Source organism: Comamonas sp. E6, assembly GCF_001010305.1.
GTDB lineage: Bacteria > Pseudomonadota > Gammaproteobacteria > Burkholderiales > Burkholderiaceae_C > Comamonas > Comamonas thiooxydans.
In genome coordinates this window covers 449,444-474,852 of the sequence record NZ_BBXH01000007.1, presented here as the reverse complement: position 1 = coordinate 474,852, position 25,409 = coordinate 449,444, and the positions used below count along the sequence as shown (strand labels likewise).

Sequence of the window (25,409 nt, the reverse complement as noted above, 5' to 3'; positions counted from 1 at the left end):
GCAACGCCATCATAGGCCTGACAGGGGCTGCCCCTCCCAGCCGCCAGCCAGCGCCTGATACAGCGCCACGGCGGCACGCAGGCCGCGCGCGCGGCTGTCGGCCGCTGCGTCCTGGGCCGCGTAGAGGTCGCGCTGTGCATCCAGCACCTCGTACAGGCCCACGCTGCCCAGGCGGTAGCGGCGCTGCGCGAGCTGCTCAGCCCGTGCTCGCTGATCGGCGGCCTGGGCCAGATGGGCATCCTCGGTGCGGGTGCGCGTGAGAAGCACCAGGGCGTTCTCGGTGTCCTCCAGCGCCAGCAGCACGCTTTGCTGGTACTGGGCCAGCGCGACCTGGGCGCCCGCTTCGCTGGCAGCGATGCGCGCGCGCACGCGGCCCACGTCGAGAAAAGACCAGTCCACGCCCAGGAATACGCTGCGGCTGGCGCTGCCGGCCTCGAACAGCGCTCCCGTGCTGAGAGCGGAGCTGCCCAGCAGACCGCCCAGCGACAGGCGCGGGAACAGCTCTGCCGTGGCCACGCCCACCCGCGCCGTGGCGGCATGCAGACGCGCCTCGGCGGCGGCCACATCGGGGCGACGGCGCAACAGCTCGGCAGGCGTGCCGGGAGCGATGGTCTGCGGCAGTTGCGGCAACGCGGACGGCGCGTCCAGCGCTGCGATCAGTGCCTCGGGCGCCTGGCCGGTAAGCACGGCCAGCCGGTGCTGGGCCATGGCGATCCGGGCCTGCAGCGCCGGAATGCGCGAGCGCGTGGTCTCCAGCTGCGCCTGGGCGCGCGCCAGGTCGAAGTCTGTGCCACTGCCATGCGCCAGCCGCAGCTGCACCAGGCGCAGCGTATCTTGCTGATTGGCGGCATTGGCCTCGGCCAGCTGCAGGCGCTGCTGCCAGCCGCGCAGGTCGGCGTAGCTGGCCGCGACCTGGGCAGCAATGGCGACCTGCAGCGCAGCCAGATCGGCGGCACTGGCCCGCAGATCGGCTCTGCCTGCCTCGATGTTGCGACGCACGCGACCAAACAGGTCCAGCTCCCAGCTCGCATTGATTCCGGCGCTGTAGCTGCGCTGGCTGCGCGGCCCGCCCATGGCTTGGCTTTCGCTGCGTCTTTGCTGCAGCGCCTGGCCCGACAGGGTAAGCGTCGGGAGCTGATCAAGACGGCTCTCGCGCAGCAGGGCCTGGGCCGCATCGAGCCGCGCCAGCGCACCGCGCAGATCCTGGTTGGCCCGCAGGGCCTGCTCGACCAGTTGCGTGAGTTGCGCATCCTGGAACTGGCGCCAGAACGCGGCGTCGGAGCCGGTCTCGGGCGATGCCTGTTGCGGGACTGCGGAGGGCTCGGCCCGCGCGAACTGCGCGCCGGCCTGGGGCAGCTCGGGCGTGCGGAAATCGGGGCCGACGGCGCAGCCTGCCAGCAAGGCCGAAAGGCCCGCCACGGCATATGCCAGAGCATGCCGGTGCAAGGGTTTGCGGATCTCAGACATGGCTGCCCTCCAGGGATGTGGGTGAAACAGGTGAAGCAGGATGGGCAGGCGTGCGGGTCGCCAGCGACCGGCCCGACAGGCGGCGCAGCGTGACGTAGAACACCGGCGTGAGGAAGAGGCCGAACAGCGTCACGCCCAGCATTCCCGAGAACACCGTCACGCCCGTGGCCGCGCGCACCTCGCTGCCCGCGCCGCCGCCGATCAGCAATGGCACGGCGCCCGCGATGAAGGCGATGGAGGTCATGACGATGGGACGCAGCCGCAGACGGCAGGCCTGCAGCGCAGCATCGACGATGGGCGAGCCGCGCATCTCCAGCTCGCGTGCGAACTCCACGATCAGGATCGCGTTCTTGCAGGCCAGGCCCATGAGCACCACCAGGCCCACCTGCACGAAGACGTTGTTGTCGCCCCCGGCCAGCCAGACGCCGAACAGCGCCGCGCAGATGCACACGGGCACGATCAGGATCACGGCCAGCGGCAGGGTCCAGCTTTCGTAGAGCGCGGCCAGCACCAGAAAGACCAGCATCACGGCGATCACGAAGACCACGGCTGCGGCATGGCTCTGCTCGACCTGCTGGTAGCTCAGGTCCGTCCAGGCCAGCTCGATGCCGCGCGGCAGCGTGCGCTGCGCAATCTCCTGCAGCTTGGTCAGCACCTCGGCCGAGGACAGCAGGCGCGGATCGGAGTCGCCGATCAGGTCGGCGGCCGGAAAGCCGTTGTAGCGCAGCACCGGATCGGGCCCGTAGCTGGGCACCACCGTGACCATGGAGCCTATGGGCACCATCTCGCCGCGCGTGTTGCGCGTGCGCAGCTGGGCGATGTCCTCCACGGCCTGGCGGTAGTCGGCATCGGCCTGCAGCATCACGCGCCAGACGCGGCCGAAGGCGTTGAAGTCGTTGACGTAGACCGAGCCCAGATAGGCCTGCAGGGTCTGGAACAGGTCGGTCAGCGCCACACCCTGGGCCTTGGCCTTGATGCGGTCCACCTTCACTTCCAGCTGCGGGATGTTGGACTGATAGCTGCTGACCGGGTAGGTCATGCCCGGTGTCTTGGCAATCTCGGCCTGAAAGGCCTCAAGCGCCTGCTGCAGCGCTGCATAGCCCAGGCCTGCGCGGTCCTGCAGGAACAGCGAATAACCCGATCCGTTGCCCAGGCCCTGGATGGGCGGTGGCATCAGCGCATAGGCGAAGCCGCCCTCGATCTGCGCGAACTTGGCACCCAGTTCGGCATTGATGGCCTCGGCGCTGCGTGTGCGCTCGCCAAAGGGCTTGAGCATGATGTAGGAGCTGGTCAGATTGGGCGTGGTCGTGGACTGCAGCGCATTGAAGCCCGCGAAGGCCGCGACCATGTCCACGCCATCCACGCTCTTGGCCGTCTCCACCATCTGGCGCGTGAGCGCATCGGTACGGTTCAACGACGCGCCCTCTGGCAGCTTGGCGCCGGCAAACAGGTAGAGCTTGTCCTGCATGGGGATGAAGCCCCCGGGCACGGCATGGAACAGCACGGCAGTGCCGGCCAGCAGCGCCGCATAGACCGCGAACACCAGGCCGCGTCGACGCAGCGAGCGGCCCACCGAATTCTGGTAGCCATGAGCGCTGCGATCGAAGAAGCGGTTGAAGGGCCGGAAGAGCCAGCCCAGGCCCTTGTCGATGACACGCGCCAGCGCGTCGCGCGGTGCGCCATGCGGCTGCAGCAGCTTGGCCGCCAGTGCCGGCGACAGGGTCAGCGAGTTGATGGCCGAGATCACCGTGGAGATGGCGATTGTCACCGCGAACTGCTGGTAGAACTGGCCCGTGACGCCGCTGAGAAAGGCCATGGGCACGAAGACCGCGCACAGCACCAGGGCGATGGCGATGATGGGCCCGGAGACCTCCTTCATGGCCAGATGGGCAGCCTCCTGCGGGCTGTGCCCCTGCTCGATGTAGCGCTCCACGTTCTCGACCACGACGATGGCGTCGTCCACCACGATGCCGATCGCCAGCACCAGGCCGAACAGCGTCAGCGTGTTGATCGAGTAGCCCAGCAGGTACAGGCCCGCGAAAGTGCCGATGATGGACACAGGCACGGCCAGCAACGGAATGATGGAGGCGCGCCAGGTCTGCAGAAAGACGATGACCACCAGCACCACCAGGATCACGGCCTCGATCAGCGTGCTCTGCACGGCCTTGATCGAGTCGCGCACAAAGACCGTGGGGTCCCAGACGGACTCGAAGGCCACGCCTTCGGGCAGGTCCTTGGAGAGCCGGTCCATGGCCGCGTAGACCTGCTCGGCCACGCCCAGCGCATTCGCGCCCGGTGACAGGAAGATGCCCACGGCAGCCATGTTCTTGGTGTCGCTCCACGAGCGCAGCGTGTAGTCGCTGGCGCCCAGCTCGATGCGCGCCACGTCGGCCAGACGCACGACCTGGCCGCCTTCGCCGCTCTTGAGCACAATGCTGCCGAACTCCTCGGCCGTCTTCAGCCGCCCGCGCACATTGATGGACAGCAGCTTGTCGGACTTCTGCGCACTGGGCTCCGCGCCCAGCTGGCCGGCCGAGACCTGGATGTTCTGCTCGCGGATGGCGGCGATCACCTCGCCGGCCGTGAGCTGGCGTGCCGCCACCTTGTGCGGGTCCAGCCAGACGCGCATCGCATAGTCGCCCGCGCCGTAGATGCCCACGTCGCCCACGCCGGGAATGCGTGCCAGCACATCCTTGATCTTGAGCGTGACATGGTTGCGCAGATACAGCGCATCATGCGCGCCGTCGCGGGACACCAGGCCCACGTACATCAGCGGCGTGGACGCCTGCTTCTGCGTGGTCACGCCGAACTGTCGCACCTCCTCGGGCAACCGGCTCTGGGCCTGGCTGACACGGTTCTGCACGCGAACAGCTGCCGTGTCGGGGTCGATTTCGGGGCGGAAGGTAGCGACCACCTGCAGGCTGCCGTCCGAAGCCGCGACCGACTTCATGTACATCAGGCCTTCGACCCCGTTGATGGCTTCCTCCAAGGGCACTGCCACCGACTCGGCGACCTCCTTGGGATTGGCTCCCGGATAGGTGGCGCGCACGACCACGCTGGGCGGCACGACCTCGGGATATTCGCCCACCGGCAACTGCGGAATGGCCACCAGGCCGACGGCGAACATGATGATGGAGAGCACGACCGCGAAGATGGGCCGGTCTATGAAGAACTTGGAGAAGTCCATGGCACTCCCCCCTTACTGCGCAGCGGCGGGCACAGGCTGCACGGCCGCTGCCGCCACCGGCCTGGGATTGACGGGCATGCCGGGGTAGTAGATGCGCTGCACGCCGCCCACCACCAGCCGGTCACCCGCGGCCAGTCCTTTTTCCACCAGGCGCCGACCATCGACCATGCGACCCAGCGTGAGGTCGCGACGCTCGGCCACATTGCCTTCGCCCACCACATAGACGTACTTGCGGTCCTGGTCGGTGAGCACGGCCTTGTCGTCGATCAGCAGCGCCTGGGACTCGCCCCCCTGCGGATCCGGGCCGCTTTGCATCTGCACGCGTGCGAACAGGCCTGGCGTCAGCACCCGATCGGGGTTGGCCAGGCGCGCGCGCAAGCGCATGGTGCCCGTGCCCGGCTGGAGCTGGTTGTCGCTGAAATCCAGCGTGCCCGCATGGGCAAAGCCGCTGTCGCCGACAAGGGCCACGCGCACCGCGCGGCCCTGGCCGCTCAGGCCGGCCTTCTGGTAGCGCAGAAAGCTGTGCTCGTCGGCATCGAAATAGGCATACACTGGGTCCTGCGAGACCAGGGTGGTCAGCACGCTCTGGTCGGCCTGGGCCATATTGCCCACGGTGAGCATGGCTCGGCTGGCACGGCCCGTGATGGGCGCGCGCACCTCGGTGAAATCGAGCTGCAGCCGCGCTGTGGCCAGATCGGCCTCGGCCGCGCGCACCTGGGCCGTGGCCTGGGCCAGTGTTGCGGCCCTTGTATCGGCCTCTTCGCGCGAGACCGCATTCTCGGCCACCAGCTGACGCGCGCGTTGGTCCTGCGTCTGCGCCAGCCCGGCAGCGGCACGCGCGCGTTCGAGCTGGGCCTGAGCGCTGGCCAGGGCCGCGCGATAGGGCCGCTGGTCGATCACGAACAGCAGCTGGCCTTTCTTCACCTCCTGGCCCTCGGCGAAGGCGATGCGCTCGATATAGCCCGACACACGCGAGCGCAGCTGCACCGACTCCACGGCCTCGATGCGGCCATTGAACTCGTCCCAGGGACGTATGGCCTGCAAGGCGACCTCGGCCACCTGCACCTCGGGCGCGGGCGGCGGGCCGTTGCTGGCATGTGCATCGCCCGCGCCGGGACGGCCGCAGCCGGAAAGCAGGACCAGCGCCGCGAAGCCGCCGGCCAGCAGCAAGGGCCGCAGTGGCGGCGTGGAATGGACTGACATATGGACTCTCCCAGAATGAATGCGCCCGCCCTGCTGGCGGCAGCAGGCCTGACGGAACGGCCACCTCTGCCTACAAGACGCAGGAGCAGCCAGGCTTGTGACAAGCATTGGCAGGTGGCTGGGAGAGATTCAATAAAGATAGCTGCTATCGCACTTCACCAAACAACTTCAGACACAAAACCATCTGAAGTCGTTTTTCATCAAGCGAATACAGCTACGGATATCAGAAGAACTCCGGCCAGCGCTTGGGCCGTTGATTGCGGCTCCACCGGCTATCGATCACAATGGCGGCATTCTTAAAGTTCAAGTGAACTTTAAGTCAAGCTCCGGAGAAAGACATCATGAAAACTGAGGATGATCCGCTGATGAGCATCAGCGACTTCGCGCAGCGCAGCGGCGTCAACGCATCGGCGCTGCGCTTTTACGAGTCGCTGGGTCTGATCGAATCGGTGCGCAGCGCCGGCGGCAGGCGGCGCTACCACCGCTCGGGCTTGCGGCGCATTGCCTACATCGTGTTTGCGCAGCGTGTGGGCTTCACGCTGGAGGAGATCGCCGCGCAGCTGGCGCGACTGCCGACGCGGCATGTGCCCACGGGCGGCGACTGGCAGAAGATGTCGCGCATCTGGCAGCAGCGGCTGGACGAGCGCATCACCGAGCTGCAGCGCCTGCGCGACAGCCTCAACCAGTGCATAGGCTGCGGCTGTCTGTCGCTCAAGGTCTGCAGCATGTACAACCCCGGCGACCAATGCCAGCGCGGCGGCCCGGGGCCGCGCCGCTGGCTAGGCGACGAGCTGCAGGCCGAGGACCATTAGCCTCGGCCAGGGCTCAGCGGCCGCTGGCCTGGGCGAAGGCCAGCACGGCCTGCAGCAGACGCTGCATGGTGGGCTGGATACGGGCCGCGACCTCGGGCAGATAGTCAAACGGCATCTGCTCCTGCATATAGCTGGACTGTGTCATCTCCAGCTGCACGGCGTGGAAGCCCTGCTCCGGCTGACCATAGTTGCGCGTGATGAAGCCGCCCTTGAAGCGGCCGTTGAGCACGCTGGTGTGGTCCGGCGCCTGCCGTGCAATGTCCAGCAGCTGCTGGGCCAGCGCCGGCGCGCAGCTCTTGCCGTCGGCGGTGCCCAGGTTCAGATCGGGCAGCTTGCCCTCGAAAAAGCGCGGCAGCACCGAGCGGATGCTGTGCGCATCCCACAGCATGGCCACGCCGTGCTGGCTCTTGATGCGATCGAGCTCGGCGCGCAGCTGCGCATGATAGGGCTGCCAGTAGAGTTCGCGGCGGCGCGCGACTTCCGCCTCGTCGGGCTCCTGGTCCTTGCTTGCATACAAGGGCTTGCTGTCGAAGCCGTCAACCGGGCACAGCCCGGTCACGCTCTGGCCTGGATAGAGGCTGGCACCATCGGGCGGACGGTTCAGATCGATGACATAGCGCGAATGCGTGGCGACCAGAATGGATGCGCCCAGCGCCTTGGCGAAGTCGTAGAGCTGCGGCATATGCCAGTCGGTGTCGTGGACTTCGCGCCCTTCGGGCGTGAGCCTGGCCGCAATGTCGGCCGGTACATGGGTGCCGGTATGCGGCATGGAAATCAGCAGCGGTGCCGTACCCTGGTGGAAGACAAAGGGGGCGATGGCTTGGCTCATGGAGCGTCTCTCTTCTGTCAAAAATCTGAATGCAGCCGCCCTCAGGCGCCTTGCAGCAATGCCTTGCGGGCCAGGACAAAGCCCTGTTGCGCAACCTCGTGCAGCGCATGGCGGCCTGCCTGCACGCGCTGCTGGCCGCGAACCCAGACATCGGCTATGGCCGAAGTGCGATGGCTTGCAAACACATGGGCCGCATGACCGCTGTCGGCTGGCAGGCCGTTGAGGGCCACATGCCGGGCATCGAGCACCACGAAGTCGGCCTGCTGGCCCACGGCCAGACCGGCAATGGCGCGGCCGGATGCCTGGGCACCGCCGGCCACCGCCTGCAAAGTCATGGAAGTCGCCACCTGGGGCTGGGCACCGCCGCCGAGCACATTGCGCTGGCGCAGGTTCAGGCGCTGGCTGTATTCGAGCATCAGCAGCTCTTCGGCCGCGTTGACCGTGGCGTGGCTGTCCGAGCCAATGCCCCAGCGGCCGCCATGCCTGAGCCACGCCGGCATGTCGAAAATCCCATCACCGAGGTTGGCTTCGGTGGTGGGACAGATGCCGGCCACGGCAGCGCTGCGAGCCGCGCCCGCATATTCCTCGGGCGTCATATGCGTGGCATGAACCAGGCACCAGCGCGCATCGACGGGCGCATGCTCGAGCAGCCATTGCACGGGGCGCTGACCGCTCCAGGCCAGGCAGTCATCCACCTCCTGGGTCTGCTCGGCGATATGGATGTGCACCGGCGCCTTGGGCAGCATGGCGTGCAGGCCTGCGAGCACGGCCTTGAGGCTGTCCGGCGGCACGGCGCGCAGCGAATGCGGAGCCAGGCCCAGGGCTGCCTGCTGCGCCCTGGTCACGGGCTCCAGCTGCTGCAGCAGGGAGAGCATGTTGTCCGTGCTGCGAATGAAGCGGGCCTGATCCTCGCGAGGCGGAAGCCCCCCGAAGCCGCTGGTCTGATAGAGCACGGGCAGCAAGGTCATGCCTATGCCCGTCTTCTGCGCCGCACGCAGCAGCGCCAGGGACAGGCTGGCATCGTTGGCATAGAGCTTGCCGCCCACATCATGGTGCACATAGTGAAACTCGCATACCGAGGTGTAACCTGCCTCCAGCATCTCCAGGTACAGCCAGGTCGCAATCGCTTCCAGCGCCTCGGGCGTCATGCGGTTGGCAAAGCCGTACATCAGCTTGCGCCAGCTCCAGAAACTGTCCTGCGCCTGGCCACGGAACTCGGTCAGCCCGCCGAACGCACGCTGGAAGGCATGCGAGTGCAGATTGGGCATGCCGGGGATCAGCGGGCCAGCGGCGCGGATGGCGGTATCGACCTCGCCGGCCTCTCCGCTTTGCGGATCCACATCGGTGAGCACCTCGGCCAGACGCCCGCTCTCATCCCAGCTGAGCAGGACATTGCGCGCCCATCCCGTGGGCAGTAAGGCGTCTTCGGCAAAAAGTGTGCCGCTGGAGGAGGAAGAGTGCATGATCATTTCGAAATGCCTGAAGGAGATGAAACCAAACGCTGGCCACGGGCCGCAAGCGCCAGCGCAGCCACAGCCAGCAAGGCCAGCGCGGCGCTGACCTGGATGGCCTGGGTGTAGCCGCCAGTCTGGTCGAACACCCAGCCGGACGCGCTGGCGCCGACGACTGCCGCCAGCCCCACGCTGATGTAAAGAATGCCCAAAATGGCACCCAGCCGCAAGGTGCCGAACCACTGGGCGGCAAGGACGGGAAACAGGGCGATGCAGCCGCCATGCGCCGCGCCAAACAGCAGGGCAAACACGGCAAGCGCGGCCCAGCCATGTGCCTGCCACCACAGCAGGTGCAGCAGGGCCAGAAAAATGCTCAGACCCATGAGCAGACGCAGAGCTCCCAGCCTGTCGCCGAGACCGCCCAGCAGCGGCCGGCCCAGCACATTGCCAGCGCCTATCAGGGCGATCAGCCACTGGCTTGAAACGGCATCGATATCCAGGCCCTGGGCCATGGGAGCGATATGCACCAGGGCCGCAAACAAGCTCACCGAAGCCAGGAAGATGGCCAGGAAAAACCAGCCGAAGCTGCTGCTGCGCACGGCCTGGGACAGCTCCATGCCCTGCGCCTGAGCTGCAGCCTGGGCAGGGTGAGGATCGCCGTCGCAGCTCAGGCCTAGCTGCGAGGGCTGGCCGACCATGGACAGCGCGGCCGGCAGTCCCAGCAGCAAGATGGCCAGCGCAAACCACTGCATGGTGATCTGCCAGCTCTGCAATTCCAGCAGCCAGCCCGCAAACAGCGGCGCGGCGAAGGTGCCGACGCCGGTGCCGGCCGAGGCCAGGCCGGAGGCACGGCTGCGTAGCCGTATGAACCAGCGCTGCACGGCCACCAGGGCCGGTACGTAGATCAGGCCCACGCCAGCGCCCACGAACAGGCCGAAAACCACGAACAGCTGCGCCAGCGAGCGGGTCTGGCTGGCCAGCGCAAAGCCTGTGGCCAGCAGCAAGACCCCCGCACCGGTCACGCGGCGCAGGCCTATGCGGTCGGCCAGGGGGCCGGCAACAGCGCCCACGCAGTAATACAGCAAAGCCGTCACGGCAAACAGCGAGCCCACGGAGAAACGGCCCGCATCGAACTGCGTCTGGATGCTCTTGAAAAAAGCGCCAAAGGAATAAGCTGCACCGAAGGCCAGGGCGAGCAGGCCATGGGCCGCCGCCACAATCGTCCAGCCCCGGAACAGCTTCATGGCTCAGGCCTCGAGCGCGGCCAGCAAGGCCTGCACAAAACGCACGTTGTCGCCTTCGGTGCCTATGGACACGCGCAGGAAATGCTCGAAGCCGGGCTCCTTCCAGGGTTTGACGATCACGCCCTGCCTGAGCAGCGCCTCGGTCACCGGGCCATTGGGACGGCCGAGGTCGAGGAACAGGAAGTTGGCCACCGAAGGCGCAATGCGCAGGCCTTGCAGCGGCCGGCCCGGCCCTGCCAGCGCCAGCAGCTGTCTGCGCAGATCTTCGCGCAGCGCCACCGTGGTCGCCACACCGCTGCGCATGTGCGCGGGATCGTTCCAGGCGGCCAGCGCCGCACGCTGGGCCGCCATGTTCACATTGAAGGGCGAGCGCACCTTGTCCATCAGGCTCACCAGCTCGGCGCTGTCGGCCATGCCGTAGCCCACGCGCAGACCGGCCAGGCCCCAGGCCTTGGAGAAGGTGCGCAGCACGATCCAGGGCCCGACACGCGCCTCCAGCATGGCCAGCACATCGGGGTAGTCGTCGTCATGCAGCGCGTATTCGTAATAGGCCTCATCCACCACCAGCACGGTGTTGACGGGCGTGGCCTCCAGCACCTGCGCAAACTGCGCCGCATCCATCATGCAGCCCACGGGGTTGGACGGGTTGGGCAGGAAGGCTATCTTGGGGGCCTTGGCCACTGCAGCGCACCAGGCGCCCAGATCGAAGCCCAGCTCCTCGTTGAGGTCGAGGAGCTCGACCTCCGCGCCCATCATCTTCGGATAGATTTCGTGCAGGCCGAACACGGGGCGCTGGGTCACAACCAGATCGCCGGGAGCGAGAAAGACCTCGCAGAGAATCTTGATCAGGTCTTCCGAGCCGTCGCCGAACACCAGGCGCCCGGCGGGCAGCCCCGTGCGCTCGGCAATGGCTTCGCGCAAGGCCGTGCAGTTGGCATCGGGATAGTTGCCCACATCATTGGCCACATCGGCAATCGCCCGGCGCACCGAGGCGCTGGCACCGAAGGGATTTTCATTGCTGGCCAGTCGCGCAATATCGGTCACGCCATAGCGCGCCCGCACCGCTTCGTTGGACAGGCCGGCGTTGTACGCAGGCAGCGGGCGCACCTGGGCACGGGCCAGCGAGGCCACCAGGGAATTCGTCATAGATCAAACACCTTTCCGGGATTCATCAGGCCCAGTGGATCGAGGGCCAGCTTGATGGCCCGCATCGCCGCCAGCTCCGCAGGCGTGCGGCTGTTGCCCAGATACGGTTTCTTGTGCAGGCCGATGCCGTGCTCTGCGGAGACGCTGCCCTGCATCTCGCCCACGATGCGGTAGAGAAGCTCCTCCACCTGCTCGCATTCGCCGTTGACGGTCTTGCCATCCACCGAGACATGGAGGTTGCCGTCGCCCACATGGCCGAAGTAAAGCGCCTGGTGACCAGGCCAGCGAGCGGCAAAGGCCTGCATGCAGGCTTCGGCAAAACGGCCGATGTCGGCCTGAGGCAGGCTCACGTCGAAGTTGATCGCGGGATGCATATTGTTGTTGAGCTCGGCCGGTGCCTCGCGCAGCTTCCACAGCTGCTGCACCTGGGCGACCGACTGGGCCACGATGGCATCGAGCACCTCGCCGGCCTCCATGGCTTCCTCAAGCACCTGCTGCAGATCGCCCTGCAGCTGCGCCTCGTCCTTGCCGTCCACATTGATCAGGGCCAGCAAGGGGTAGCGCTGCTCAAAAGGCGCAGCGAGCTTGAGCCAGGACATGGAGGCCTGCACAAAGCTGTCCCACATCAGCTCATAGGCCGCGACGCTGTTGCCGAAGCGCGACTGCATGCGCTTGAGCACGGCCAGCGCCGAGTCGAAATCGGACATGGCCACCAGCGTCGTGGCCGTGGCCTGGGGCGCGGGGCGCAGGCGCAGCAGCACGCGCGTGATGATGCCCAGCGTGCCTTCAGCTCCGATGAAGAACTGCTTGAGGTCGTAACCCGTGTTGTTCTTGATCATGGGGCGCAGCATGGGCAGCACCGTGCCGTCGGCCAGCACCACCTCCAGGCCCAGCACCTGCTCGCGCATCATGCCGTGCTGCAGCACGCCGTTGCCGCCCGCATTGGTGGAGACATTGCCGCCGATCTGGCAGCTGCCGCGAGCACCGAGATCCACGCCGAACACCATGCCGACATCGACGGCCGCTTCCTGCACGGCTTGCAGGGTGACGCCGGCCTGCACCTGCATCAGCCCGGTCTTGGCATCGATGTCCTCGATGCGGTTCATGCGATCCAGCGACAGGGCCACGGCCCCCTCCATCGGAACCGCTGCACCGGCCAGCCCGGTCAGACCGCCCTGCGGCACTACCGCAATCCGGTGGGCGCTGCACAGACGCATGACCGCGCTGACTTCCTCCGTGCTGCGCGGGCGCACCAGCGCCAACGGCTGCTGGGGCGGCGTGCCGCTCCAGTCGGTGCGGCTACGCTCGGGCGTGTCCGTGCCGTGCAGCGCCACATCGGCGCCCAGGGTGGAAATCAGTTCATTGAGAAATTGTTCGTGAGACATCAGCAACCTTTCGCGCTCCCCGCTTTCAGGCTTTGGCTTGCTGCGCAATCAGGCCCTGGCGCACCACCGTACAGTCAGGCTTGCTGCCGAACCAGTAGGCCAGCTCGGCAGCCTGCTTCACGGGCCAGAGCACGAAGTTGGCGGGACGGCCCACGGCAATCAGGCCTTGCTCGTCCTGCAGACCCAGAGCCTGCGCGGCATGCCGGGTGATGCCTGCCAGAGCCTCGGGAACCGTCAGACGGAACAGCGTGCAAGCCATATTGGCCATGAGCAGCAAGCTCAAGCACGGGGAGGTACCCGGATTGTGATCGGTAGAAACGGCCATGGGGACCTTGGCAGCCCTTAATTCCTCAATCGGCGGCACTTTGGTGTCGCGCAGCGTGTAGAAGGCTCCGGGCAGCAGCACGGCCACGGTACCGGCCTTCTTCATCTCGTCAATGCCGTGTTCGGACAGGTGCTCGATGTGGTCGCAGGACAGCGCACCATAGCGGGCCGCGAGGGCTGCACCCTCCATATTCGACAGCTGCTCGGCATGCAGCTTGACGGGCAGACCCAATGCCTTGGCCGCCTGAAAGACCTGCTCGGTCTCTGCCAGCGAGAAGGCAATGCGCTCGCAGAACACATCGACGGCATCGATCAGGCCTTCGGCGGCCAGTGCCGGCAGCATGACCTGACAGACCAGATCCGTGTATTCCTGGCTGCGGCCTGCATATTCGGGCGGCAGCGCATGGGCCCCTAAAAAGGTGGTGCGCACAGTCACCGCACACAGCTCACCCAGGCGCCGAGCGGCACGCAGTTGCTTGCGCTCGTGTTCCAGGGCCAGGCCGTAGCCCGACTTGATCTCTATGGCCGTCACGCCTTCGGCCAGCAACTGCTCGAGACGCGGCAGCGCCAGCGCCACCAGCTCGTCCTCCGACGCTTCGCGCGTGGCCCTGACGCTGGAGACGATGCCTCCGCCGGCACGGGCCACTTCTTCGTAGCTGGCCCCGGCCAGGCGCATGGCAAACTCGTTGGCACGCTCGCCGCCATAGACCAGGTGGGTGTGGCAGTCGATCAGGCCCGGCGTGGCCAGGCGCCCTGCGCCATCATGCCGGGGCAGCGCCTGGTATTCGGCGGGCATGGCATCCTGCGGGCCCACCCAGACCATGCGGCCTTGCTGCACCACGATGCAGGCCAGCGTGCCCTCGGGAATATCCGCCACTTCGGAGACATACAGCTCCGGCGCCAGACGCAGGTTGTACCAGCAGCCGTCGGCAGAGACTGCGGGATGGGAAATAACTTGCGTCATGGCGATGCTCCTAGTGTTCGATTACGGCAATTCAAACCATGAAACTACTAATTTCATAGCTTCATGCGCTTGCCACTCCTGATTTTTCATATCAATACACATTGAAATGACCAACCAAAGCGCGCAAGCTGCTCCTGTTTCAGCTATGCGGCGTCAGGCTGACCAGGATCAGCCTGGCCTTTTCGTCCTGCGCCAGCAGCGGCTCGGCCTGGGGGCTGGTCCACCACAGGCCCTGACCGGCTTGCAGTATCCGCCCGTCGGCGCATTTCCAGCCACCCTCCAGCACCATGCAAAGCCCTGCGGCGCTCAGCCCCACCTCTGCCCGGCCGCCGAGCTGCTCCAGACTGGCCGACCACTGTCCGCGCCGGGTCATGACATTGAAGTCGCTGGACGGCCCGCCCAGCAGATCGCAATCCAGCGCCATATCGCCCGAAAAGGCGAATGGCTGCCAGCGCTCGGTCAATGCATGCTCGAGCCCGGCCTGGGCGCTGTGCAGCCGTACCCCGTCGCCATCAAGCAGCATGATCTGGCGGTCTATGCCCGGAAATGCAGAAAACGGGCCGGCCTGGGCAATTGTGGCCACGCTCACGCGCCAGCCAAAGCTGTCCATGCCCGCACCCTGCGGCCAGCAGGCAATCTCGCGCGTGCTGCCGCCCCCGTTCTTCCACGGGCTGGGCGCAATCTGGTTCAGGTCAAAGCGTTGCATCGATCAAAAGCACAAAGAATTAAAACAAACGCCGCGCTAGAACCGGCGTACCCCAGCGCGGGAGTACCGAGCCGGGGCCGCAGCCGTCTGGCACGCAATGATGCGTGTCAAGGCTTGCCCAGGAAGCCCAGCGCCGCCAGGCTCATGGCCTTCACGCCGGTCTTGATGGAGGGCTCCGGCAGCGGCGCGAACTGCGGCGAGTGGTTGAACACCAGCGGCTTGCCGCCGGGGCGCTGCGAGGCGGCCACTTCCTGCGGGTCGGTGACGCCGACCAGGAAGAACATCGAGGGCACGCCCTCGGCGCCGTATTCGGCGAAGTCTTCGCTGGTGGTCAGCGGCGGCGTGCGCGCCACGTTGTCGGCCCCCAATGCGGCCTTCAGCACCGACTCGACCTTCGCCACGACGGCCGGGTTATTGACGGTGGCGGAGCTGGTGTCCGGCAGCGAGATATCGGGCTCCGGCGCGCCAGCCGCTGCGGCCGAGGCAAGCGCGACACGGCGCACGCCGTCGAGCAGTTGCGCGCGTACCGCCGGTGCGTAACTGCGGATCGTGCCGCGCAGCACCACCCGGTCGGGGATGATGTTGCCCGAGCTGCCCGCCTGCATCGCGCCGATGGTGACGACGCCGAATTCCATCGGGTCCTTGTCACGGCTGACGACCGACTGCACGTCGACGATGAAGCGCGCGGCAATCATCACCGGATCGAGCGCCTTGTGTGGCGCCGAGCCGTGGCCGCCACGGCCCTTGAAGGTGATCTGCACCTCGTTGGCGGCCGAGGTCATCGGCCCCACCGCATAACTGACGGTGCCGATGGGGCGCGGGTCGGTGTGCAGCGCCAGCGCCACGTCGGGCTTGGGAAAGCGGGTGAACAGTCCGTCGGCCAGCATGGCACGCGCACCGGCGCCGGTTTCTTCCGCGGGCTGGGCAACCAGCATGAGCGTGCCGCGCCACTGCGACTTCAGAGCCGACAGCGTGCGCGCCACGCCGACCCACGCCGCCATGTGAACGTCGTGGCCGCAGCTATGCGCCACGAAGGTCTCGCGGCCGTTCCAGGTGGTCTTGGCGCGGCTGGCATAGGACAGGCCGGTCTTTTCCTCCATAGGCAGCGCGTCCATGTCGGTACGGACCATCACCGTGGGGCCCGTGCCGTTGCGCAGCAGGGCCACCACGCCGGTCTTGCCGACCTGCTCCGTCACCTCGAAGCCGAGGCTGCGCAGCTCCTTCGCCAGCCGGGCGGCGGTACGGGTCTCGGCAAAGCCCAGTTCGGGGTGGGCGTGCAGATCCTTGTACAGCGTATCCAGCTGCGGGTACATCTCGCCCATCAGGCGATCGATCGCGGCGGGCTCCTGCGCGGCCGCCCAGCCGGGCACCAGCAGCGCCGCGGCCAGGGCGACGCCACGCAGCAATGCGGGAGCACGGAGGATTCTCCGTTGAGTCATGTGCGCGGCGGCCATGGCGCTTACTTCACCATGGGCAGCTTCAGGCCCTGCTTGCGTGCGGTCTCAATGGCCAGCTCGTAGCCTGCGTCCGCATGGCGCATCACGCCCGAGCCGCAGTCGTTGACCAGCACGCGCGCCAGCCGCGCGGCGGCTTCATCGGTGCCGTCGGCCACGATGACCATGCCGGAGTGCTGCGAGTAGCCCATGCCCACGCCGCCGCCGTGGTGCAGGCTGACCCAGGTGGCGCCGCCGGCAGTGTTGAGCAGGGCGTTGAGCAGCGGCCAGTCGGAGACGGCATCCGTGCCGTCCTTCATGGCTTCGGTCTCACGGTTGGGGCTGGCCACGGAGCCGGTATCCAGGTGGTCGCGGCCGATGACGATGGGGGCCTTGAGTTCGCCGTTCTTGACCATTTCATTGAAGGCCAGGGCCGCCTTGTGGCGCTCGCCCAGACCCAGCCAGCAGATACGTGCGGGCAGGCCCTGGAAGGCGATGCGCTCGCGCGCCATGTCCAGCCAGCGGTGGGTGTGCTTGTTCTCGGGGAACAGCTCCTTGATCTTAGCGTCGGTCTTGTAGATGTCCTCGGGGTCGCCCGACAGCGCCACCCAGCGGAACGGGCCCTTGCCCTCGCAGAACAGCGGACGGATGTAGGCGGGCACGAAGCCGGGGAAGTCGAAGGCGTTCTTCACACCCTCGTCGAAGGCCACCTGGCGGATGTTGTTGCCGTAGTCCACCGTGGGGATGCCCATGGCCTGGAAGTCCAGCATGGCCTGCACATGCACGGCGCAGCCCTGGGCTGCGGCCTTGGTCAGCTTGGCGTGCTGGCTGGGGTCGGCAGCGGCTGCTTCCCACTGTGCCACGGTCCAGCCCACGGGCAGGTAGCCGTTGATCAGGTCGTGGGCCGAAGTCTGGTCGGTCACGATGTCGGGCTTGGGGCCGCCGGCCTTGGCGCGCTTGACCAGCTCGGGCAGGATTTCAGCGGCATTGCCCAACAGCGCGATGGAGACCGCCTCACCCTTTTCGGTGTGATGCTTGATCAGGGCCAGCGCGTCGTCGACGTCCTTGGCCTGCTTGTCCACATAGCGGGTGCGCAGACGGAAGTCGATGCTGGACTGCTTGCATTCGATGTTCAGCGAGCAGGCGCCGGCCAGCGTGGCGGCCAGGGGCTGGGCGCCACCCATGCCGCCCAGGCCGGCCGTGAGAATCCACTTGCCGGTCAGGTCGTTGTTGTAGTGCTGGCGACCGGCTTCGACAAAGGTCTCGAAAGTGCCCTGCACGATGCCCTGGCTGCCGATGTAAATCCAGCTGCCGGCCGTCATCTGGCCGTACATGAACAGGCCCTTGCGGTCCAGCTCGTTGAACTTCTCCCAGGTGGCCCACTTGGGCACCAGGTTGGAGTTGGCGATCAGCACGCGGGGCGCGCCCGGATGGGTCTTGAACACGCCCACAGGCTTGCCCGACTGGACCAGCAGGGACTCGTCCTCATTGAGTTCCTTGAGGGAAGCCAGGATCTGATCGTAGCACTCCCAGTTGCGGGCGGCGCGGCCGATGCCGCCGTAGACCACCAGGGCTTGCGGGTTCTCGGCGACCTCGGGGTCGAGGTTGTTCTGGATCATGCGGTAGGCCGCTTCGGTCAGCCAGTTCTTGCAGCTGAGCTGGTTGCCGCGAGGGGCGCGGATGACGCGGGTGGGGTCGATGCGCGAATCGGTAGGGGTAGTCATGGCTGCTCCTTTGACAGTAATGGAGAGAATATGGAAAAGGCGTTACGGCTCGGCGCGGAAGCGGGTTGCCTCGGCGTAGAAGTCGGGCTCGACGGCTGGGGCCGGGCTGCACTTGGGATAGATCATGGCCGCAGGCACCTTCATGGACCGCTTGGCCAGTGGGTAGTACACCAGCGATGTCACCAGCAGGCTGACGATCCAGGAGATGTCAGCACCGCCCAGCATGGAGGCGAGCGGACCCTTGTACAGCGCCTGGTTCAGGAACGGGATCTGCACCAGGATGCCCAGCACATAGCAACCCAGCGCCATGAAGTTGTAGCTGCCATAACGGCCCTGGGGGTCGTATAGCGCGGGAATGTCGACCCGCTCCTTGGACACCAGGTAGTAGTCCACCAGATTCACAGCGCTCCAGGGCACGAAGACGGCGAGCAGCAGCAGCACAAAGTTCTTGAAGTTGTTCAGGAAGTCGGCGCTGGCCAGCAAGGCCACCACCAGCGACAGCAGCACGAAGCCGACGATGTAGGCGATGCGCGCGACGGGCGAGATCTGCGTCTTGTTGTTGAAGCCGCTGACCGTGGTCAGGATGGTCATGAAGCCGCCGTAGGCATTGAGGCAGTTCACCGTGAGCTTGCCCGAGACGATCACCAGGTAGATCACGATGGCGGCCGGACCAGCCAGGTCACCGATGAAGCCGACCTGGTTCTTCAGGAACTGGCCCCCCAGCGCGGCGACCAGCACGCCCAGCGTCATGGCGATCTGCGCGCCGATCACGCTGCCCATGAAGGTGGTGGTGAAGGCCCGCGACGTAGGCGTGTTGGACGGCAGGTAGCGCGAGTAGTCGGCGACGTAGGGCGCGAAGGTCATCTGCCAGCCGGCCGACAGCGCGATGGTGAGCAGGAAGCTCGCCCAGGTGAAGGGCTTCTGACCGAAGGCGCTGGCCACGTCGTACTGCATGCCCAGGCGCACGGCCAGGTAGGCAAAGCCCAGCAGCCCGATCACCGTGGCCACGCGGCCGAGCACGTGGATGAGGCGATAGCCCACCACGGCCACGATAGCGGTCAGCGTGCCGAAGATGATCATGCCGGTCTGCGGGGCCGAGAAATCGAACATGCGGTTGATGGCCTGGCCCGAGAGAACCGTGCCCGTGGCCGCGAAGCCCAGGTACATAAGGATCACCAGCAGCAGCGGCAGGGCCGCGCCCTTGACGCCGAACTGCACGCGGCTGGAAATCATCTGAGGCAGGCCCAGGCGCGGGCCCTGGGCCGAATGCAGGGCCATGACAATGCCGCCGAGAATGTTGCCAATCAGCAGACCGATGATGGCCGTCATGGCCTCGGCGCCGAACACGATGGCCAGCGCTCCGTCGACAATGGCCGTGATCTGGCAATTGGCTCCGAACCAGAGGGTGAACTGGCTGGAGGGCGAGCCGTGGCGCTCGCTCTCCGGAACCATGTCTATGGTTCTGGTCTCTATGGCGCCAGAGGAACCCAGCGTTGCTGTATCAATACTCATGAATTGCTCCGTCAATCCCTCTGGATGTCTCTTATATGTCCGAACAACTTTCATTTATTTTCGCGAAGTTGTATAGACTAATTTTGTGATTTACTCCAACCCACGTCAATCATCTAGACAGCTTTTCTGATCCACACAAACCCTATGTCGCGAACCGATACCACCGCCGCCGTACCTGCGTTCCAGCGCATCAAAGACCATGTGCTGCAGCAGATTCAAAGTGGCGTATGGCAGGAAGGCCAGGCCATTCCCAGCGAGGCCGCCCTGGTCAAGCAGTTCAATGTGGCGCGCATGACCGTCAACCGCGCGCTGCGCGAGCTCAGCGACGAAAAAACACTGACGCGTGTCCAGGGCTCGGGCACTTTCGTGGCCCAGCAGAAGTACCAGGCCACCCTGGTGGAGCTGCGCAATATCGCCGACGAAATTGGCGCACGCGGCCACCGGCACCGGGGGGAGTTGCAGCGGCTCGAGCGCTGCAAGGTCGATGCCGCCCTGCTGCGCCAGTTCGAGCTGAGCGCCACCACCCATCTGTTTCACTCCGTGGTCGTGCACTTCGAGAACGATGTCCCCATCCAGATCGAAGACCGCTATGTGAATCCGGCCGTGGCTCCCGACTATCTGAGCCAGGACTTTGCAAGCCAGACGCCCAATGCCTACCTGGTGCGCGTGGCTCCGCTGCAGGGCGTGAATTTCTCCATCGAAGCGAGCATGCCCACGGCCGAGGTGGCGGAGCTTTTGCGCATGGAGGTCACCGAACCCTGTCTGGTATTGCGCCGCAGAACCCGCTCCCAGGGCCAGGTGGCCTCGGTTTCGGCCCTGTGGCACCCGGCTTCGCGCTACCAGTTCGCCGGCAGTTTCTGACCCGCCGCCCCGGCAAGCGCAGCCGGAACTCCGCCCCGCAACGGCAAGAACCGCTCTTGCCCGATGCTTGCGGCGTGACGGCATGGTGGCGGCTCAGACCGCGTTGCTCGGCAGAATGCTCTGCAACACCTCGGGCCAGGCGGTTTCCAGCGCCCACAGACGCATGATTTCGATATCGGGGGCCAGATAGCGGTCCTTGTCCAGATAGGGCACCTGACTGCGGATCAGCGCGTACTGCTCCTCGATCAGCGGCGAGCTCTTGAGCCGGCGGTCGAAGTCCATGCCCTGGACTGCGGCCATGGCCTCCACGCCCACGATCACGGCCGTGTTCCTGACCATGTCTGCCAGGCGACGCGCGCCATAGGTGGCCATGGAGACATGGTCTTCCTGGTTGGCCGAGGTGGGCAGACTGGTCACGCTGCTGGGATGGGCCAGGCACTGGTTCTCGGCCGCCAGGGCAGCCGCCGTGACCTGGGCGATCATAAAGCCCGAGTTGACGCCGCTGTCCTCGATCAGAAAGGCCGGTAGGCGCGATAGTCCGGTGTCCAGCAGCAAGGCCATGCGACGCTCGGAGATGGCGCCGATTTCAGCGATCGCCAAGGCCATGATGTCGGCGGCGAAAGCCACGGGTTCGGCGTGAAAGTTACCGCCCGAAATCACGTCGCCGTTATCGAACACCAGCGGATTGTCCGAGGCTGCATTGGCTTCGATGACCAGCACGCGCGCGGCATGGCTGAGATTGTCCAGGCAGGCGCCCATGACCTGCGGCACGCAGCGGATGGAATAGGGGTCCTGCACGCGCCCGCAATTGGGGTGCGAGGGGTCGATGGCGCTGCCGTCCAGCAGCGAGCGCACGGCAGCCGCCACGGCGATCTGTCCCTGCTGGCCGCGTGCCGCGTGGATGCGCGCATCGAAGGGCTTGATGGAGCCCTGTATGGCTTCCAGCGTCAGGCAACCTGCGACCAGTCCTGCGGCCAGCACGCTTTCGGCCTGGAACAGGCCGGCCAGCGCCAGCGAGGTGGAAACCTGGGTTCCATTGAGCAGCGCCAGCCCTTCCTTGGGGCCGAGCACAAAGGGCTCCAGGCCGATATGCTGCATGGCCTCACGGCCGGAAACGAGCTTGCCGCCCACCTTGGCCTGCCCCTCGCCGATCAGCACGCAGGCCAGGTGCGACAGCGGCGCCAGATCGCCCGAAGCCCCTACCGACCCCTTGGAGGGAATCACGGGCAGGACATCGGCATTGGCCAGGGCCAGCAGCGCGTCCACCAACGCCGTGCGGGCTCCCGAATGCCCGCGGGCCAGACTCACGGCCTTGGTGGCCAGAACCAGGCGCACCACATGATCCGGCAGCGGCTCGCCCGTGCCGACACTGTGCGAAAGCACCAGATTGCGCTGCAGCTCGGCCAGACGCTCATGGGCGATCTTGGTCGAAGCCAGCTTGCCGAAACCGGTATTGATGCCGTAGACCACCTGGTCTTCATCGACGATGTGCTGCACATGCGCCTCGGCCTTGCGCATGGCGCCATAGGCAGCCTGCGCCATGCTGAGCTGCACGCCGCCGTCCTGAATGCGGCGCAGCTGAGCCAGCGTGAGCTCGCCGGGATGCAGTTCCAGTTCGGAGTTCGAGAGCTCTTGGGTGGTGGTCGTGTTCATGGCTATACCTGTCTATACAGTCAAGAGAAACAAAAACGTACTGAGGGATTCAAGGGCCTGGCCGGGATCAGCCGCCGTGCACTGAATCGGTTCGGAAACGGCTACCGAGTCGGTAGCGCATGCCCGGATGCACGCAATGCACCCAGGTGATAGGGACGCCGCGCAGCCAGGTACGGCGCGTGAGCATCAGGCAAGGCTGGTCGAGAGCCATCTGCAACAGCCGAGCCTGCTCGGCCGTAGGCAAGATCGCATCGACCACATGCTCGATCTGGTCGTACTGCACATTGCGCACCAGATAGACCGAGGGTTGCACGGCAGAGAAATCCTGGTCCATGAAGTCGGGGACCAGACGGGGGTTCACATAGCGGTCTTCGATCTGGACCGGCAGCTCGTTTTCGAAGTGCACGCCGTGCAGGTGAAAGACCGAGGCGCCGACCGCCAGGTCCAGCGCCGCAGCGACCTCGGGCGAGGCGGACTCGCGGCGCATATCGAGCAGCTCGAAGCGATGGTCATGCCCGCGCTGGGTGATCTCTTCACCGATATTGGCGATGCGCAGCAGGGTCGATTGCGGCTTTTCCTCGGCCACGAAGGAGCCGACACCGGCCACACGCACGATCACGCCCTGCTCGGCCAGTTCGCGCAGCGCGCGGTTCACCGTCATGCGCGCCACGCCGAACTCGTTCACCAGTTCCTGCTCGGAAGGTACGCGCGCACCGGCGGCCAGCGATCCGTCGCCGATCTTGCGCAGCACATGGTCCTTGACCTGCTGGTACAGGGCCATTGGCACCTCCGCCGTCGGTGAGGAAAAACGAGTAGCGGTGATGCGGGAAGGCATGGTGTGGACTGTGGTCATGAAAGCCCTCAGTGTGCAGCAGCCGCCAGCGCCTCGGCGCGAATCTCTTCGGTCAGTCGGGCTTTAAGCTCCATGAATTCCGATGATGTCTTGACCGTGTAGTGACGTGGATGCGGCAAGTTCACGGGAATGTCGGCTTTGATGCGGCCCGGGCGGGCGCTGAACACCGCCACGCGGCTGGCCATGAAGATGGACTCGTCGATGTCGTGCGTGACGAAGATCACAGTCTTGCGGTGCTTTTCCCAGATACCCAGCAGCAACTCCTGCATGACCACCCGGGTCTGGTTGTCCAGCGCGCCAAAGGGCTCGTCCAGCAGCAGGATCTTGGGATCGTTGGCCAGCGCCCGTGCTATGGCCACGCGCTGCTGCATGCCACCAGACAGTTGCTTGGGAAAGTGCTGCTCAAAGCCGCGCAGCCCCACGCTGGCGATGAAGTACTCGCTGATCTCCTTTTGCTGGGCCTCAGGCACTCCCTTCTCGCGCAGGCCGAAACAGATGTTCTGGCGCACGTTGAGCCAGGGAAACAACGTATAACTCTGAAACACCACGCCACGGTCAGCGCCCGGCCCTTCGACTCGATGGCCATCGAGGAGTATCTCTCCGCCAGTGGGCGTCTCCAGCCCCGCCACCAGCCGCAGCAGCGTGGACTTACCGCACCCCGAAGGCCCCAGCACGGTGATGAAATCGTTGTCGGCCACCTCCAGGCTCGTGGGCTGCAGCGCCGTGGTGGGAGAGGCTCCCCGGGCCGTGCCCTGGAAGACCTTGGTGACTTGGCGTATGGACAGGCGGCTCATCGCATCAGGCTCCAGGGGAAAAGCAGTTGGTTCAGCTTCTTGAACAGCAGGTCCGAAGTCAGGCCCACGAGGCCGATGATGACGATGCCGGCAATGATGTTGTCGGTGGCCATCAACGCCTGGCTGTCCATGATCATGTGCCCTATGCCCGAGGCAGCGCCGATCAGCTCGGCGACCACCACATAGGTCCAGCCCAGACCCAGCACCTGACGCAAGGCCTCGGCGATTTCGGGAGCGGCACCGGGCAGCAGCACGCGCCGGATCACGCTGGAGTCGGTGGAGCCCAGCGTGTAAGCGGCTTCGACCAAGTCACGCCGCGCATTGCCGACGATCATCATCACCATCAGCGTGAGCTGGAAGAAGCAGCCGATGAAGATGATGGACAGCTTCTGCGCCTCGCCTATGCCCACCCACATGATCAGCAGCGGGATGAAGGCAGAGGCCGGCAGATAGCGCGCGAACGAGACGAAGGGCTCGAATATGGCCTCTATGGGCTTGTATGCCCCCATGGCAATGCCCAGGGGCACGGCGATCACTGCCGCCAGCACAAAGCCGCCCATCACCCGCCATACCGTCATGCCCACATCGTTCAGGAAGCCGAATTCGGTGAACAGTTTCCAGGCCGCTTTCAGCGCTTGCAAGGGCGACGCCAGGAAATGGGGAGCGACGATGCCGGCCACCGTCAGGAACGTCCAGAACAGCAGGAATAGCGCGAAAAATGCCACCCCCAGAAAAAGGCGGACACGAGGTTCTACCGGATGCAGCAGCTTCATCTTGCGGGGTCCGTGGGAAGCCGGCGCAGCGGCGGGCTCTCCCGCCACCGCCTGCTTGTCTATGGAACTGACGGAGACCATGGTCACTTCCTCAGGAACTGGGTGTCAAACAGGCTGTCGAGATTGGCGGGAATGGCACGGATCACGCCGGTCTCCAGCAGCAAGGTGGCTGCTTCCTTGTTGAAGGCCTGGATCTCTCCATTGAAAAAGCGAATGTTGGCCTCGCGGTCGGCCCACTTGATCTTGCTTTGAGAGGTCTCGAACTGCTCGGCCGTCTGCTTGAGGTCGGCGCCCATGATGGTGAAGGCCTTGGTCCTGTCCTTCTCGATCATGTCCAGCGCCTCGAAATAGCCTTCGGTCAGTGCCTTGGCGGCTTTGGGGTTGTCCTTGAGGAACTTGGGCGTGCAGCCGAAGGTGTCGAACACCATGGAGTACTGCTTGGAGTCGGCAATCAGCTTGCCCTTGTCGGGCTGGCTGCGCACCAGGCCCAGATATGGCTCATAGGTCATGGCTGCGTCCAGTCCGCTGTTGCCTGCGATCAGCGCATTGGCGGCCTGGGCTGGTTCCAGCGTCACCATCTTCACATCCTTGAGCGTCATGCCGTGCTTCTTGAGGATCCAGGCCAGCGAGAAATACGGATTGGTGCCGGGCGCAGACACTCCAATGGTCTTGCCCTTGAGATCCTCGACCTTCTCGATGCCGGGCCTGGCCACGATACCGTCGGCACCCATACCCTGGTCCATCTTGAAGATCTGGGTCGTTGCCACGCCGTTGGCGTTCCAGACGATCCAGGTCTCGGTTGAGGTGGCGGCACATTGCACGTCGCCCGAGGCGATCGCCAGATGGCGATCCTTCTGAGGGATCTTGCGGATGCTCACATCAAGCCCCAGCTTCTTGAAGATGCCAGCATCCTTGGCCAGCGTCAGCGGGCCGAAGCCCGTCCAGCCGGACATGGCGACGGACACCTTGGTTTCCTGCGCCAGGACCGCCCCGGACAGACCTGCTGCCAGCGAAAGAGCCAGCACGGTTTTCTTCATCATGGACATGGAATATTCCTCTCGACGAGATTGACAACACTGCGCAGGCGC

The 25,409-nt window shown here is 65.7% G+C and carries 20 protein-coding genes; 2 read left to right on the top strand and 18 right to left on the bottom strand.

Going from position 1 to position 25,409, the window contains the following annotated elements:
* Positions 1-9: 9 nt before the first annotated feature.
* From CSE6_RS06420 to CSE6_RS06410, 3 genes are read right to left on the bottom strand one after another with little or no spacing between them, the layout of a single operon-like run.
* Positions 10-1,467, bottom strand: a complete 1,458-nt coding sequence (locus tag CSE6_RS06420; protein WP_059440111.1) for an efflux transporter outer membrane subunit — start codon at positions 1,465-1,467, stop codon at positions 10-12.
* A complete protein-coding gene (locus CSE6_RS06415; protein WP_059440110.1) occupies positions 1,460-4,654 on the bottom strand; it encodes an efflux RND transporter permease subunit in 3,195 nt (1,064 codons plus the stop codon). The genes CSE6_RS06420 and CSE6_RS06415 overlap by 8 nt, the downstream gene beginning before the upstream one ends.
* Positions 4,655-4,666: 12 nt before the next feature.
* Positions 4,667-5,857 (bottom strand): efflux RND transporter periplasmic adaptor subunit, encoded by a 1,191-nt coding sequence (locus tag CSE6_RS06410; protein WP_034382769.1) that lies wholly within the window; start codon positions 5,855-5,857, stop codon positions 4,667-4,669.
* Between the two features lie 341 nt (positions 5,858-6,198).
* Between CSE6_RS06410 and soxR the strand changes: the two genes are divergently transcribed.
* The gene (gene soxR, locus CSE6_RS06405) at positions 6,199-6,669 is read left to right on the top strand and encodes a redox-sensitive transcriptional activator SoxR (protein WP_034351383.1); all 471 of its coding nucleotides are present in this window, start codon (positions 6,199-6,201) and stop codon (positions 6,667-6,669) included.
* Between the two features lie 13 nt (positions 6,670-6,682).
* Here soxR and hutG read toward each other — a convergent pair whose 3' ends face one another.
* The 10 genes from hutG to CSE6_RS06355 all read right to left on the bottom strand — a co-directional run bounded on the left by hutG (position 6,683) and on the right by CSE6_RS06355 (position 19,387).
* The gene (gene hutG, locus CSE6_RS06400) at positions 6,683-7,498 is read right to left on the bottom strand and encodes an N-formylglutamate deformylase (RefSeq protein ID WP_034351381.1); all 816 of its coding nucleotides are present in this window, start codon (positions 7,496-7,498) and stop codon (positions 6,683-6,685) included.
* Between the two features lie 41 nt (positions 7,499-7,539).
* Positions 7,540-8,967, bottom strand: a complete 1,428-nt coding sequence (locus CSE6_RS06395; RefSeq protein WP_059440109.1) for a formimidoylglutamate deiminase — start codon at positions 8,965-8,967, stop codon at positions 7,540-7,542.
* Complete coding sequence (locus CSE6_RS06390) at positions 8,964-10,193, bottom strand: MFS transporter (protein ID WP_045839259.1); 1,230 nt, start codon at positions 10,191-10,193, stop codon at positions 8,964-8,966. Before CSE6_RS06390 ends, CSE6_RS06395 begins: the two co-directional genes overlap by 4 nt.
* A 3-nt stretch (positions 10,194-10,196) precedes the next feature.
* The gene (locus CSE6_RS06385) at positions 10,197-11,339 is read right to left on the bottom strand and encodes a histidinol-phosphate transaminase (protein WP_059440108.1); all 1,143 of its coding nucleotides are present in this window, start codon (positions 11,337-11,339) and stop codon (positions 10,197-10,199) included.
* Positions 11,336-12,724, bottom strand: a complete 1,389-nt coding sequence (locus CSE6_RS06380; RefSeq protein WP_059440107.1) for an FAD-binding oxidoreductase — start codon at positions 12,722-12,724, stop codon at positions 11,336-11,338. Before CSE6_RS06380 ends, CSE6_RS06385 begins: the two co-directional genes overlap by 4 nt.
* Before the next feature lie 25 nt (positions 12,725-12,749).
* A complete protein-coding gene (gene hutI / locus CSE6_RS06375) occupies positions 12,750-14,012 on the bottom strand; it encodes an imidazolonepropionase (RefSeq protein WP_034406815.1) in 1,263 nt (420 codons plus the stop codon).
* Between the two features lie 139 nt (positions 14,013-14,151).
* A complete protein-coding gene (locus CSE6_RS06370; RefSeq protein WP_059440106.1) occupies positions 14,152-14,718 on the bottom strand; it encodes a HutD family protein in 567 nt (188 codons plus the stop codon).
* 107 nt (positions 14,719-14,825) lie between these two features.
* The gene (locus CSE6_RS06365; protein WP_052057552.1) at positions 14,826-16,157 is read right to left on the bottom strand and encodes an amidohydrolase; all 1,332 of its coding nucleotides are present in this window, start codon (positions 16,155-16,157) and stop codon (positions 14,826-14,828) included.
* Between the two features lie 20 nt (positions 16,158-16,177).
* A complete protein-coding gene (gene hutU, locus CSE6_RS06360) occupies positions 16,178-17,875 on the bottom strand; it encodes a urocanate hydratase (protein ID WP_045839261.1) in 1,698 nt (565 codons plus the stop codon).
* A 42-nt stretch (positions 17,876-17,917) separates the two neighbouring features.
* Positions 17,918-19,387: a cytosine permease gene (locus tag CSE6_RS06355; protein WP_045839262.1), complete on the bottom strand. Its 1,470-nt coding sequence runs from the start codon at positions 19,385-19,387 to the stop codon at positions 17,918-17,920.
* A gap of 144 nt (positions 19,388-19,531) precedes the next feature.
* Here CSE6_RS06355 and hutC (CSE6_RS06350) point away from each other — a divergent pair, with 144 nt between their 5' ends.
* Positions 19,532-20,248 (top strand): histidine utilization repressor, encoded by a 717-nt coding sequence (hutC, locus tag CSE6_RS06350; protein ID WP_059440105.1) that lies wholly within the window; start codon positions 19,532-19,534, stop codon positions 20,246-20,248.
* Between the two features lie 93 nt (positions 20,249-20,341).
* Here hutC (CSE6_RS06350) and hutH read toward each other — a convergent pair whose 3' ends face one another.
* The 5 genes from hutH to CSE6_RS06325 form a co-directional block, all read right to left on the bottom strand.
* A complete protein-coding gene (hutH, locus tag CSE6_RS06345) occupies positions 20,342-21,901 on the bottom strand; it encodes a histidine ammonia-lyase (protein WP_059440104.1) in 1,560 nt (519 codons plus the stop codon).
* 67 nt (positions 21,902-21,968) lie between these two features.
* Positions 21,969-22,736 carry a histidine utilization repressor gene (hutC, locus tag CSE6_RS06340; RefSeq protein WP_193751099.1) on the bottom strand — a complete coding sequence of 256 codons (768 nt, stop codon included), beginning with the start codon at positions 22,734-22,736 and terminating at the stop codon, positions 21,969-21,971.
* Positions 22,737-22,762: 26 nt separating this feature from the next.
* Complete coding sequence (locus CSE6_RS06335) at positions 22,763-23,548, bottom strand: ABC transporter ATP-binding protein (protein ID WP_012836654.1); 786 nt, start codon at positions 23,546-23,548, stop codon at positions 22,763-22,765.
* Positions 23,545-24,402: an ABC transporter permease gene (locus tag CSE6_RS06330; protein ID WP_012836653.1), complete on the bottom strand. Its 858-nt coding sequence runs from the start codon at positions 24,400-24,402 to the stop codon at positions 23,545-23,547. Before CSE6_RS06330 ends, CSE6_RS06335 begins: the two co-directional genes overlap by 4 nt.
* 2 nt (positions 24,403-24,404) lie before the next feature.
* Complete coding sequence (locus CSE6_RS06325; RefSeq protein WP_012836652.1) at positions 24,405-25,367, bottom strand: ABC transporter substrate-binding protein; 963 nt, start codon at positions 25,365-25,367, stop codon at positions 24,405-24,407.
* Between the last annotated feature and the right edge of the window lie 42 nt (positions 25,368-25,409).